Annotated in this window: 12 protein-coding genes; 11 read left to right on the top strand and 1 reads right to left on the bottom strand. The window is 60.6% G+C overall.

Annotated features, from left to right (window positions below; translation table 11 throughout):
• Nucleotides 1-6 precede the first annotated feature (6 nt).
• A complete protein-coding gene (locus OMP38_RS09125) occupies nucleotides 7-774 on the top strand; it encodes a DeoR/GlpR family DNA-binding transcription regulator (RefSeq protein ID WP_277564795.1) in 768 nt (255 codons plus the stop codon).
• A 117-nt stretch (nucleotides 775-891) separates the two neighbouring features.
• A complete protein-coding gene (locus OMP38_RS09120) occupies nucleotides 892-1,308 on the top strand; it encodes a VOC family protein (RefSeq protein ID WP_277564794.1) in 417 nt (138 codons plus the stop codon).
• Nucleotides 1,309-2,154: 846 nt separating this feature from the next.
• Here the strand turns inward: OMP38_RS09120 and OMP38_RS09115 are convergent.
• The gene (locus OMP38_RS09115) at nucleotides 2,155-2,565 is read right to left on the bottom strand and encodes a VOC family protein (protein WP_277564793.1); all 411 of its coding nucleotides are present in this window, start codon (nucleotides 2,563-2,565) and stop codon (nucleotides 2,155-2,157) included.
• Between the two features lie 191 nt (nucleotides 2,566-2,756).
• On the opposite strand from OMP38_RS09115, the gene OMP38_RS34580 reads away from it, so the two are divergent.
• The 9 genes from OMP38_RS34580 to OMP38_RS09075 all read left to right on the top strand — a co-directional run bounded on the left by OMP38_RS34580 (nucleotide 2,757) and on the right by OMP38_RS09075 (nucleotide 11,658).
• Nucleotides 2,757-3,230 carry an MFS transporter gene (locus OMP38_RS34580; RefSeq protein WP_338130444.1) on the top strand — a complete coding sequence of 158 codons (474 nt, stop codon included), beginning with the start codon at nucleotides 2,757-2,759 and terminating at the stop codon, nucleotides 3,228-3,230.
• Entirely contained in the window at nucleotides 3,118-3,981 is an 864-nt protein-coding gene (locus OMP38_RS09110) for an MFS transporter (protein WP_338130492.1), read from the top strand. The genes OMP38_RS34580 and OMP38_RS09110 overlap by 113 nt, the downstream gene beginning before the upstream one ends.
• Before the next feature lie 6 nt (nucleotides 3,982-3,987).
• On the top strand, nucleotides 3,988-4,749 hold the full coding sequence (locus tag OMP38_RS09105) for a TSUP family transporter (RefSeq protein WP_277564792.1): 762 nt from the start codon (nucleotides 3,988-3,990) through the stop codon (nucleotides 4,747-4,749).
• A gap of 385 nt (nucleotides 4,750-5,134) precedes the next feature.
• A complete protein-coding gene (locus OMP38_RS09100) occupies nucleotides 5,135-6,877 on the top strand; it encodes a sensor histidine kinase (protein ID WP_277564791.1) in 1,743 nt (580 codons plus the stop codon).
• On the top strand, nucleotides 6,874-7,899 hold the full coding sequence (locus OMP38_RS09095; RefSeq protein WP_277564790.1) for a response regulator transcription factor: 1,026 nt from the start codon (nucleotides 6,874-6,876) through the stop codon (nucleotides 7,897-7,899). The genes OMP38_RS09100 and OMP38_RS09095 overlap by 4 nt, the downstream gene beginning before the upstream one ends.
• A 234-nt stretch (nucleotides 7,900-8,133) precedes the next feature.
• Entirely contained in the window at nucleotides 8,134-9,444 is a 1,311-nt protein-coding gene (locus OMP38_RS09090) for an extracellular solute-binding protein (protein WP_277564789.1), read from the top strand.
• Nucleotides 9,384-9,824 carry a hypothetical protein gene (locus tag OMP38_RS09085; protein WP_277564788.1) on the top strand — a complete coding sequence of 147 codons (441 nt, stop codon included), beginning with the start codon at nucleotides 9,384-9,386 and terminating at the stop codon, nucleotides 9,822-9,824. The genes OMP38_RS09090 and OMP38_RS09085 overlap by 61 nt, the downstream gene beginning before the upstream one ends.
• Nucleotides 9,825-9,860: 36 nt before the next feature.
• Nucleotides 9,861-10,757, top strand: coding sequence for an ABC transporter permease (locus OMP38_RS09080; protein WP_277564787.1), 897 nt, complete (start codon nucleotides 9,861-9,863; stop codon nucleotides 10,755-10,757).
• Nucleotides 10,758-10,773: 16 nt separating this feature from the next.
• Nucleotides 10,774-11,658: a carbohydrate ABC transporter permease gene (locus OMP38_RS09075; RefSeq protein ID WP_277564786.1), complete on the top strand. Its 885-nt coding sequence runs from the start codon at nucleotides 10,774-10,776 to the stop codon at nucleotides 11,656-11,658.
• The last annotated feature ends 14 nt before the right edge of the window (nucleotides 11,659-11,672 follow it).

The raw sequence follows: 11,672 nt of genomic DNA, 5'->3' as shown, positions 1-11,672 counted from the left end.
CGACAGATGATGCACAATCAGGCGGACTGGAACGCGAGGCAGCGCCAGATCCATGAGCAGATCGCGCAGAGCGGGGAGGTTCGCATCTCGGAACTGAGCGAGCGGCACGGCGTGACCGAGATGACGATCCGGCGCGACCTGGAGAAGCTCGAGGAGAGCGGCAGCGTCCGGCGCACGTTTGGCGGGGCGATCTATGTCTACAGAGACGTCGCGCTGCAGGATCGCACCGGCATGCACACGGACGAGAAGGTGCGGATCGGACGGCACGCCGCCTCGCTGATCGCCCCCGGCGAGTCCGTATTCCTGGATGGCGGCACGACGACGCTCCAGATCGCGCGGTCGCTGAAGCCCGGCCAACAGATCACGGTCATGACCAACGCGCTGAATATCGCGGCCGAGCTCGCGTCCAAGCAGATCCCGACGATCATGACCGGCGGCATGCTGCTCGAATCCACGCACTCGCTCGTCGGTCCGATCGCCGCCCAGAGCTTGTCCGGCATGTCGTTCGACCGGGCGTTCCTTGGGGCGACGGGACTGAGCGAAGCGCATGGCTTCAGCAATTCCAACCTGTACGAGGCCGAGATCAAGCGGATCGCCATACGACAGGCGCGGGAGACGACGGTCGTGCTCGACCGCACGAAGTTCGGCGCGCGCGTGCTCGTGTCGTTCGCCGGACTCGGGGACGTGAAGCGCATCGTCACCGACGCTTCGCCGGACGGCGAGCTTGCGCGGGCTTGCGCGGAAGCCGGCGTTCGGGTCGAAGCGGCCGAATAATCGTGTTCGTCGATTCCGCCGAAGATTAGCAATCGAGAAGAAACCCGCTTCATCGCGCCGTGGTAAAATGACGTCAGGGTCCGATTCGGACGAAAACGAAACCATGAGGTGACGACGATGGCCTTTCAAATTTCGCAAACCTTTCTCAACCTGCCGGTCAAGGATCTGAAGCGCTCCATTGCCTTCTTCGAAGCGCTCGGCTTCGCGTTCAACCCGCAATTCACCGACGACAATGCCGCCTGCCTGATTCTCAGCGATACGGCGTTCGCCATGCTGCTGACCGAGTCCTATTTCCAGACCTTCATCAAAAAGGACATCGCGAATGCGACGAAGACGACGGAGTTCATCATGGCCGTCTCCGTGAGCAGCAAGGAAGAAGTGCAGGAACTCGTCCGCAAGGCGCTGGCATCCGGCGGCTCGGCATCCAATGAACCGCAGGATCACGGTTTCATGTACACGGAGAGCTTCCAGGATCCGGACGGCCATCTGTGGGAAGTGTTCCACATGGACCCGACCTACGTGCACGAAGCTTAAGCTTCAGGCGCTTCAGCAATAAACGCGACTGGCCCGCGATGCTGTCCGCATGGACGCAGAGCGGGCTTTTTTACGTCCAGCTTTCCTCGCTCCAGAAGTCTCGATCAGAAACAAACAGTGCCTCCTCGCAGCTTCTCTCGCCCCATAAGTCTCAATCAGTAACAAACCGTGCCCCGGCGCAGCTTCCCTCGCCCCGGAAGTCTCGGTTAGAAACAAACCAAGCCTCGTCGCAGCTTCCCTCGCCCCAGAAGTCTTGGTTAGAAACAAACCGTGCCCCGTCGCAACTCCCCTCGCCCCAGAAGTCTCAATCAGAAACAAACCATGCCCCGTCGCAGCTCCCCACGCTCCGGAAGTCTTGGTTAGAAACAAACCGTGCCCCGTCGCAACTCCCCTCGCCCCAGAAGTCTCGGTTAGAAACAAACCAAGCCCCGTCGCAGCTCCCCTCGCTCCAGAAGTCTCAATCAGAAACAAACCAAGCCTCGTCGCAGCTTCCCTCGCCCCAGAAGTCTCGGTTAGAAACAAACCAAGCCCCGGCGCAGCTCCCCTCGCTCCAGAAGTCTCAATCAGAAACAAACCAAGCCTCGTCGCAGCTCCCCACGCTCCGGAAGTCTCGATCAGAAACAAACCAAGCCCCATTGCTGCTCCCCACGCTCCAGAAGTCTCGATCAGAAACAAACCATGCCCCGTCCCAGCTTCTCTCACTCCGGAAGTCTCGACCAGAAACAAACCGCACCAGCGCCGTTATTATCGGTCAAGGGCCGTCAGCGCGCACTCCGTAATCACGGGACCGTACGCAAAAACGACCGCCGGAGTCAGTCCTCCAGCGGTCGTTGCGTGAAGCGCGCCTTAGCCTTGCTGCTGCTGCTGTTCCGTCGACACCTGCCACTCGACGCCGTACTTGTCCCGCAGCGCGCCGAACAAGGCGCCCCAAAATTGCGGCATCAGCGGGTCGTGGACCGTGCCGCCGGCCGCCAGCTTGTCGAATGCCGCATGGGCTTCTTCGGGCGTGTCGAACAGCAGGCTGAGCGCCGAGCCGTTGCCCCGTTCAACCTGACGGCTCGGGCTGTCGGACATGAAGATGGTGATGCCGCCCGCGACCATGTGCAGGTGCATGATCTTCTCCTTGAGCGCTTCGGGCGTGCCCGGCGCGTCGCCGAACGTCATGACGGAGAGGAGCTCGCCGCCCAGCGCGTCCATGTAGAACTGGGATTGCGACCTCGCGTCCTCGGAAAAAATGTAGGGAACCAATCTTGCCATGTTTGTCCGCCTCCTGTTTTCATCATGCATCCGGAACTCTTCTTTTATTCTATCACCCGCGCGCTCAGCCGATTTCTTTTCGATTGCTCTTTTGCGCGCTTTGAGGGACAATGTTCCTATTGTCCGGCCATCAGGTTATCGCATCATACGGAGGTTTACTTACAGTGATCAAGCGCGCTTCGAGAATAAGCATGAACGAAATATGGCTGCTGTCGATCGTTTTCGGCGGCTTCCTCGTGTTCGGTTTGTCTGAAAACGTGAAAGGTCCCGCCATCCCGCGGATGCAGCTGGACTTCGGCTTGAATGAGGGACAGCTCGGCCTGATGCTCGCGATGAACTCGCTCGGCTATCTGGTCGCATGCACCTTCACTTCTTATCTCGCCGACAAAGTCGGCATCAAGGCAACCAGCATCGCGGCGTTCGTGTCGATGGCTGCGGGCGGCGTGCTGATCGGCGTCTCGAACGGCTTTCAGGCGCTGGCCGCCTCGTACTTTTTTTATGTATATCGGCAACGGCATGCTGGAGATCGCGCTTGCCATCCTCGCCGCCCGCATTTTCGTCAAGCGTACGGGCTTTTTGATGAACCTTTCGCATTTCTTCTATGGATTGAGCTCGATCGTCGCGCCGATCGCGGCCGTTTCGATGATGGGCTGGCGGCTGCCTGACGGCGACGCGTTGGGATGGAGGGGCATGTACGTCATCGTGCTGATGCTGTCGCTGCTGCCGGTCATTCCTTCGCTGCTCGGACGGCTCCCGGCAGAGCCGATGCACGACGAAGCGGAGGAGCGTATCTCCTACCGCAAGCTGCTGAGAGATCCCGTCGCCTGGCTGATCGTGCTTTTGCTTACCTCCGGCGTTATTTCAGAGTTGTCGATCGGGAGCTGGCTGGCGAATTTTTTGGAAAAAGCGTATGACTGGAGCCCGACCGACGCGTCGGGCATGCTGTCGGCCTTTTTCCTTTGCTTCACGCTCGCGCGGCTATTGCTCGGGCCGCTCACCGACAAGTTCGGCTACGTCATGTCCATGATGGTCCTGTCTCTTAGCTCGGGCGTCTGCAGCATCGCGGCGCTGATCGCGGGGGAAGGCGGCGCGATATTGTTCGCGCTCGCCGGCGTCGGCATCGCCCCGATCTATCCGACGGTCATGGCGCTGCTCACCAAGCGTTATCCCCGAGGCACAGGGACGGCCATTACCTTCACCGTCACGCTCATGGGTATCGGCAGCGTGCTCGGCAACCTTGCGATCGGCGGCCTGATCGAAGGGGTCCGCGATCTGTATGCGGGCAGGGGCGATGACGCGAGCCGCGTGTTCGGGCTGCAGGCGGGTTACGGATTCATCGGAGCGATGGCGCTGCTGTGCGCCGTCGCTTGTCTCGTGCTTTATTTCTATTTGCGCAAAAGAGGGGAAAGGTACTGAGCGGCCATGGATCACCTTAGCATCGGCATGCTCGCGCTGGTCGTCCTCGGCGGATTCGCTGCCGCCTTCGTCGACTCGGTCGTCGGCGGGGGCGGCCTAATCTCCGTACCCGTGCTCCTGACGGCCGGACTGCCGCCCGCAGCGGCGCTCGGCACCAACAAGCTGGCCGGCACGCTATCTTCGCTCACGAGCACGCTGTCCTTTTTCGCCTCCGGCCATGTCGACGTCCGCGCGGTGCGGGGCTTGATCCCGCTGTCCTTGCTCGGCGCCGCGGCCGGCACGCTGACGCTCCGGCATGTGCCGTCCGGCTTCCTGAAGCCGATGGTCGTCGCGATGCTGGCGGCCATCGCCGTATACACGCTGCTGCGGCGTGACTGGGGCGAGCGGGCGGCATTTGTCCGCTTTACCGCCGGCACCGCCTGGATGACGGGGATCGCCGCGTTCGCGCTCGGCTTCTACGACGGCTTCTTCGGCCCCGGCACCGGCTCGTTCCTCATCTTCGCCTTCCTGCTGCTCGGCTTCGACTTCGTGAAGGCCGCCGGCAACGCCAAGGCGCTCAACTTCGCCAGCAATCTCGCGAGCCTCGCCACCTTCCTCGTCCTCGGTTCCGTCCACTATGGCGTAGGCCTGCTCATGGGCGCGGCGATGATCGCCGGCTCCTGGATCGGCTCGCGCTTCGCGATCCGCCGCGGCCGCGCGTATATCAAGCCGCTTTTCCTCGCCGTCTGCGCCTTGCTAATCGGCAAGCAGGTATTGGATTTGCTTTAAGCCTGCAAAACAGCGTGCCGCGGCCGAACGGACATACAGCTCTGCGCCTGGATGCCGCTCGGTCTATCGCAACCCGCCTCGCCTTCTCCGGACACACCGTCCGCTATTTTCCGCGATCCGCGCGCAAAGCTCATGCTTGCGGACAGGAGATCCGCTATTTCATCCAAATGGCCCGGATTCCCTGTCCGCTAAGCCGTTAAACACATTTATATTTTTGAAAATAGCGGCCCCTGTGTCCGCGGCACGGAATAACGTGCGCGGCATCGCTGCTTGAGCGTCATGCTCCCAAACAAACGCCCTGTTCCACTCCCGATTAATGCTGTTATAATAGCGGCAGCAAACATCAGTCCGTCCATCCATGCCGGCTGCGAAGCGGAGGCTGCCCATGAATTTCATTCGACGTTACGCGTTCCTTCCTTCCCTCAGAGGGCGGCTGATCGTCATTCTGATTATCGCCGCGGTCATACCGAGCTTGCTGACCGGGTACATTTCCTATCGCTGGATCTATATCGTGCAGACGCAAAAAATCGAACGGGACTGGGTCGCGAAGGTGGCGCGGGACCGGGACGAATTGGACCGAAAGCTGGAGGAGCTGGCGAAAGTGTCCCAACTGCTCGACGTCGAAGGCGGCATTGGACGAGAGGTCGTGCAGTTCATCGGGAGCTCCGATTCGTTCGAGCGGTCCGTGCTGTACCGGAACATCGCCCAGTCGATGGCCAACGTCAATTTTTCGAATCCGAACGTCGGCGCGATGTTTTTCTATGCCCCGGATCTCGAGGATCCGCTGCTGTTCCCCAATACGAGCGCAAAGCTGGCGTTCGATCCGCAAGCGCTGCCGGTCTTCTACACGCAGAAGCTGTTCTCCTACTTCGGGCCTTATCCTTCGCTCGACCCCGGGGACCGCAAATACCCGGTGTTTTCCCTGCTGCGCAAGCTGCCGTACGGCAAAGGCCAATTCCTGTACGCCTATATCGAGACGAAGATCGCGGGTCTTGAGGATATGTTCGCCCCTGTCGGCGGTTCGGCCGCCGAAAACCCCAACTCGCCCGTGTACCACGTCCTTGCGGATCCGAACGGAAAAATCGTTTACAGCACGCTAAAGTCCGATCGGCCGGGCGAGGTCCGCGAGGCGGATTTTGCAAACGGATACAAAACGTTTCGCGCCGCGGGCAGCCACGGCTGGACCGTCATCCAGCTCATCCCGACCGCCTCGTACAACAGCGAGCTCAATCGGTGGCTGAGAGAGTTCGGCCTGTTCGCCTCCTTGTCGCTCCTGCTCGGCATTTTCCTCGCCTGGCTCATTTGGCGGATGGTCTATCGTCCGATCCGCATCATCAACAAAGAGATTACGCACTTCAGCTATAATCAATCGCCTACCAAAGTGTCAGCCACCGGCCTCGCGGAGTTCAACCGGATTCTGACTAATTTCCAGCAGATGAGCCGGCGCATCGCGGAGCTGATCACGGACGTCGAGGAGAAGGAAAAGCGCCGGGGACAGCTGGAGGTGGAAAAGCTGCTCGTGCAGATCAACCCGCATTTTCTCCACAATACGCTCAACACGATTCAATGGCTCGCCCGCATGCAGGGCCAGACCAACATTTCCAAGCTCGTCTCGGTGTTCACCCGCGTGCTCCACTACAATCTCGGCAAAAAGAACATGATGGTGACCGTCCGGGAGGAAGTCGAGGCGATCCAGGATTACATCGAGCTGCAGGGCTATCGCTACGATCATGCGTTCAACGTCGGCGTGAGGGCCGACCCCGCCTTGCTCGAGCTGCCGATCCCGCGGTTCATCCTGCAGCCGATCGTCGAGAACGCACTGTATCACGGCTTCGACGCGGACGAAGGCGGAGAGATTGACGTGGTTATTTCCGAGGAAGACGGGCGCTTGCTGCTGCGCGTGCAGGACAACGGGCAGGGCATCGCGGAGGAAAAGCTGGCGGAGCTGTTGGAGGGCCGCGAGCCGCTCCACAAGTCGGGCCTCGGCATCGGGCTCCGATACGTAAGAGAAATGCTAGGGGTATACTACGGCGCCTTGGCGGAACTGAAGATGGAAAGCGAGCGCGGCGTCGGGACGACGATCTCGATCCGTCTGCCGATCGACAAGACAGGGGGGGCTCGGCCTTGATTCAGGCATTGATCGTGGATGACGAACATTTGGTGCGCAAAGGACTCCGGCTTCTTTTTCCGTGGGATAAGTACGGCGTGGAGATCGCTGGCGAAGCGGCCAGCGGCGAAAAGGCGATGCAGTTTCTGCGAGAGCATCCGGTCCAGCTGCTGATGACCGATATTACGATGCCCGGCATGTCGGGGCTCGAGCTCATCCGACAGGCGCAGCGGCACGACGCATCGATCAAGGCGGTCATCCTCACCTGCCATCAGGACTTCGAGTATATTCAGGAGGCGCTGCGCATGGGCGCAATCGATTATATCGTCAAGACGCAGCTGGAGGAGATGGATCTCGACCAGGCGTTGGCAAGGATCGTCAAGGCCATGCGGACCGAGGCGCCCGAGCCGCGGACCGGCGCCTCGCAGGCGTCGGCGATGAAGGACGTCGCCGAGCTGTCGGGCAGCGTGCGATGGGTGATGGACGACGACGGATTCGAATCGCTCCTCGCGGCGATCGGGAAGCACGATCCGGATGCCGGGCAGGTGGCCGAGCTGTGGCGGTCCTCCAAGGATCGCTTGCAGCTGAACTTTCCGATGTTCGACTGGCAGGAGATCGAAGAAGCTGCGCCGGTCGATGCTTACGGCTTCGAGCAGCGGCTGCGGAAGCTGCGCGCCCGCCTGCAGGCCTGGCTGCGCCGTTCCGGCTATTCCGAAGACATTATCCAGGCGATCGTCAAGGCGGTCGGCCGGATCGCGGAGCAGCCGGTCGCGCACGTGAAGCAGAGCGAAGTGAGCCAGTGGGTCAATTTGAGCAAAAATTACTTCAGCACGAGCTTCCGCGATATCATGCGTTTGACGTTCAGCCATTTTCTTCAGACCGTCAGCGTCCGCGCCGCCCGGGAGCTGCTCGTCACGACCAATTATCCGGTTTATTGGATCGCGGAGCGGTGCGGATTCGCGGACCAGCGGTACTTCAGCAAGCTGTTCAAGGAACAGACAGGACTGCTGCCGAGCGAGTACAGGCAGCTGCACGGCAAATAGCGAATCGCGGCACCCAGCGGGAAAAGCGGAGAATGTCGGCCGTTTCTTCAGTTGGGTGTTCGTCGCATGTAGACGATTTTCCGAGAGTAGGGGGAGGAAAATCGTCGGGCGCCGGGCGAATGCGGAAAATTACCCTACTCCGCTTGGAATCCGGTCGCTCACGATCCCGCTGCGCGCGTTGTTATAATTCGGATGAAAGATAGAACCATCGACGACAAGGGGATGAGGAGCACGATGAAACGGCAACGGGTCAGCACGATTCTGCTCTCGCTCGCGCTCGTATCGGCGCTCGCGGCATGCAGCGGCAATAACGGAAACAACGTGGAAAATCAGGCAAGCGCCAGCGCCTCCGCGAGCGCCGGAAGCGCAAGTAGCGCGACCGCATCGGGCGAGACGGACGCGCCGGCCGATCCGCTCGGCAAGTACGACCCGCCGATCGAGGTATCCGCGGTGCGCCCGATCTCGGAGGGCACCAAGTTCGGCGAAGGCGAGTCGATCGACAACAATGTCTGGGCGCGCGCCTACGCCGATCAGCTCGGCGTCAAGATCAACTATTTGTGGACGACGCCGGCCGCGCAGTACGACCAGAAGCTGAACATCGCCATCGCATCGAACGACCTGCCCGACATTATGTCCGTGAACGCGGCGCAGCTGAAGCGTCTGGTCGACGACGGGCAGGTCATGGATCTGTCGGCCGTGTACGACAAATACGGCTCCGAGCTGACGAAAAAGCTGCTCGGCGAGGACGGGGGCAACGCGCTCAAGTCCGGCACGTTCGACGGGAAGCTGTACGGCATTCCCAAGATGAGCTCCGGACTCGGGCAGGCGGACGTGCTATGGGTGAGGACGGACTGGCTGAAGAAACTCGGACTGTCCGAGCCGAAAACGATGGACGACGTGAAGAAAATCGCGGAAGCGTTCGTCAAGCAAGACCCCGACGGCAACGGTAAACCGGATACGTACGGGCTTGGCGCCACGAAGGACATCTTCGGCTTCTTCGGCGCCCTGGAAGGGTTCTTCAACGGTTACCATGCTTACCCGAACATTTGGGTGAAGACCGGCGACGGCAAGCTGGCCTACGGCAGCGTGCAGCCGGAGACCAAAGCCGCGCTGCAGAAACTGCAGGAGATGTACAAGGGCGGCCTGATCGACAAAGAGTTCGGCACGAAGGACGCCACGAAGGTGAAGGACGCGGCTAACGCGGGCAAGCTCGGTCTTTTCTACGGCTACTTCTGGAACGCGGGCTGGCTGCTCGACGGCAAGAAGGCGGATGCCGCCATGGACTGGAAGCCGATCGCGCTGCCATCGGTCGACGCGGAGCCGGCGCGGGCGCAAGTGCCGTTTGCCATCAATACGTATTACGTCGTGAAGAAGGATGCCAAGCATCCCGAAGCCGCGGTCAAGCTGCTGAACTTCGACCTGGAGAAGCTGTGGGGAAGACGGCCGAGCCGGAAGTATATAACGCCGACAAGAGCGGCAACGCGGTGTTCGAATACGCGCTGCTGTACGGCGAAGCGCCGCGCAAAAACCTCGACGCGCACCTGAACGTCGTGAAGGCGCTCTCGGCGAACGATCCAGCCGCGCTTAATGCGGAGGAGAAAAGCTATTACGACAAGATCGTCTCCTATCGCGGCGGCGACGTAAACTTCTGGGACAGCGAGAAAATGTACGGTCCGGAAGGCTCGCTGGCGGTCATCGAGGGTTACGCCAAAGACGGCGCTCACCTGGACGACGCGTTCTACGGCGCGCCGACGCAGGGCATGACGGACAACAACGCGACGCTTGGCAAGCTTCAGCTGGAGGCCTTCACGCGGATCATGATGGGCGGCTCCGTCGACGAGTTCGACCAATTCGTCAGCCAATGGAATTCGCTAGGCGGCAAAGCCATTACGGACGAAGTCAATGCCTGGCAAGCGTCGCAATAACGAAGCGCAGTACGAATGCGGGAAGAGGCGAACACGATGAAGCGCAAGCACGGCGGCGAATGGCCTTTTCACCTGATGTTGATTCCGGGCGTCGTTCTGGTCTTCGTCTACAGCTACGTGCCGATGGCGGGAATCGTCATGGCGTTCAAGCGGCTGGCGCCGTCCAAGGGGATGTTCGGGTCCCCTTGGGTGGGCTGGCGCAACTTCGAATACATGCTGCATATGCCCGAGATCTCGGGCGTCCTCTGGAACACGGTTTTTATCGCCGTCATGAAGATGGCCGCGGGCGTCGTCGTGCCGGTCACCTTCGCGCTCATGCTGAACGAAGCCCGCAGCCGGCTGTTCAAGCGAAGCGTGCAGACGATCATTTATTTCCCGCACTTTCTGTCCTGGATCATTCTCAGCGGCCTCTTGATCGACATCCTCTCGCCGTCCACCGGCATCGTGAACGAGCTGCTCCGCGGACTCGGCATGAAAGAGATTTACTTCCTGGGCGACCCGGGCTGGTTCCCTTATACGATGGCGCTGTCCGATACGTGGAAGGAGTTCGGTTACGGCACGATCGTCTACCTGGCCGCGCTGACCGGCATCAACCCCGCGCTGTACGAGGCCGCGGCGCTCGACGGCGCCGGCCGGCTGCGCCAGACGCTCTACGTCACGCTGCCGGGCCTGCTTCCGATGATTATCCTCATGTCCGTCTTAAGTCTCGGCAACGTGCTCAACGCAGGCTTCGAGCAGATTTTTAACCTGTACAGCCCGCAAGTTTACAAGACAGGGGACATCATCGATACGCTCGTTTTCCGGATCGGACTGGAGAACGCGAACTACGGCGTCGCCACCGCCGTGGGGCTGTTTAAATCGGTCGTGTCGTTCGGTCTCATCGGGGCCTCGTACGTCCTCGCCTATGGATGGGCCAATTACCGGATTTTTTAGGAAAAGTGGGTCGGCTATGTACAACGATGCATCCTGGGAAAGACGAACCTTCGTCGCGCTCAATTACTTCCTTCTGGCTCTCGTGGCGCTCGCGTGCCTGCTGCCGATCGTGAACGTGCTGGCGATCTCGCTCAGCAGCAGCGCGGCCGTCGGCTCGGGACGGGTGAACCTGTGGCCCGTCGGCTTCAATCTCAAGTCGTACGAATTCGTGCTCGGCAAGCCGGAGTTCGGCCGCGCGTTCGCCGTGTCCCTGCTGCGCGTGGCGGTCGGCGTTCCGCTGAACATGCTGCTGACGATTCTCGTCGCCTATCCGCTGTCCAAGGAACGCAAGGACTTTCGGTTCCGCGGGCCGTACGCCTGGTACTTCGTGGTGACGATCCTGTTCAGCGGCGGGCTCATTCCCTGGTATATGACGATCAAGATGACCGGCATCGTCGATACCTTCTGGGCGTTGATTCTGCCCGGCGCAGTGCCGGTGATGAACGTCATCCTGCTGCTCAACTTCTTCAAGTCGCTGCCCGACGAGATCGAGGAAGCGGGCCTGATGGACGGCGCCGGAAGGTGGCAGTCGCTGTGGCGCATCGCGGTCCCGCTGTCCGCGCCGGCGATCGCGACGTTAACGCTGTTTTGCATCGTGAACCATTGGAACTCGTGGTTTGAAGGACTTATTTTGATGAACCGCCCCGAGCACTACCCGCTTCAAAGCTATCTGCAGACCGTCATCGTGAACCGCGACATGTCGCTCCTGTCGGCCGCCGACGTCGCCAAGTGGTCCTTAATCTCCGACCGGACTTCGCGCGCCGCCCAAGTCATCGTCGCCTTGCTGCCGGTGCTGCTCGTGTACCCTTTCCTGCAAAAATACTTTGCCGAAGGCATCGTCATGGGCAGCGTGAAGGGCTAGCCATCCATCAACTA

This window comes from Cohnella ginsengisoli, from assembly GCF_029525555.1.
Lineage (GTDB): Bacteria > Bacillota > Bacilli > Paenibacillales > Paenibacillaceae > Cohnella > Cohnella ginsengisoli.
The sequence above is the reverse complement of the archived record's forward strand: the minus strand, read 5'-3'. Positions and strand labels throughout refer to the sequence as shown.

Bases quoted from the DNA above. Each gene is read 5' to 3' on its own strand.
- OMP38_RS09125 (WP_277564795.1), top strand. From the start codon at position 7: ATGATGCACAATCAGGCGGACTGGAACGCGAGGCAGCGCCAGATCCAT.
- OMP38_RS09120 (WP_277564794.1), top strand. From the start codon at position 892: ATGGCCTTTCAAATTTCGCAAACCTTTCTCAACCTGCCGGTCAAGGAT.
- OMP38_RS09115 (WP_277564793.1), bottom strand. From the start codon at position 2,565: ATGGCAAGATTGGTTCCCTACATTTTTTCCGAGGACGCGAGGTCGCAA.
- OMP38_RS34580 (WP_338130444.1), top strand. From the start codon at position 2,757: ATGAACGAAATATGGCTGCTGTCGATCGTTTTCGGCGGCTTCCTCGTG.
- OMP38_RS09105 (WP_277564792.1), top strand. From the start codon at position 3,988: ATGGATCACCTTAGCATCGGCATGCTCGCGCTGGTCGTCCTCGGCGGA.
- OMP38_RS09100 (WP_277564791.1), top strand. From the start codon at position 5,135: ATGAATTTCATTCGACGTTACGCGTTCCTTCCTTCCCTCAGAGGGCGG.
- OMP38_RS09090 (WP_277564789.1), top strand. From the start codon at position 8,134: ATGAAACGGCAACGGGTCAGCACGATTCTGCTCTCGCTCGCGCTCGTA.
- OMP38_RS09080 (WP_277564787.1), top strand. From the start codon at position 9,861: ATGAAGCGCAAGCACGGCGGCGAATGGCCTTTTCACCTGATGTTGATT.
- OMP38_RS09075 (WP_277564786.1), top strand. From the start codon at position 10,774: ATGTACAACGATGCATCCTGGGAAAGACGAACCTTCGTCGCGCTCAAT.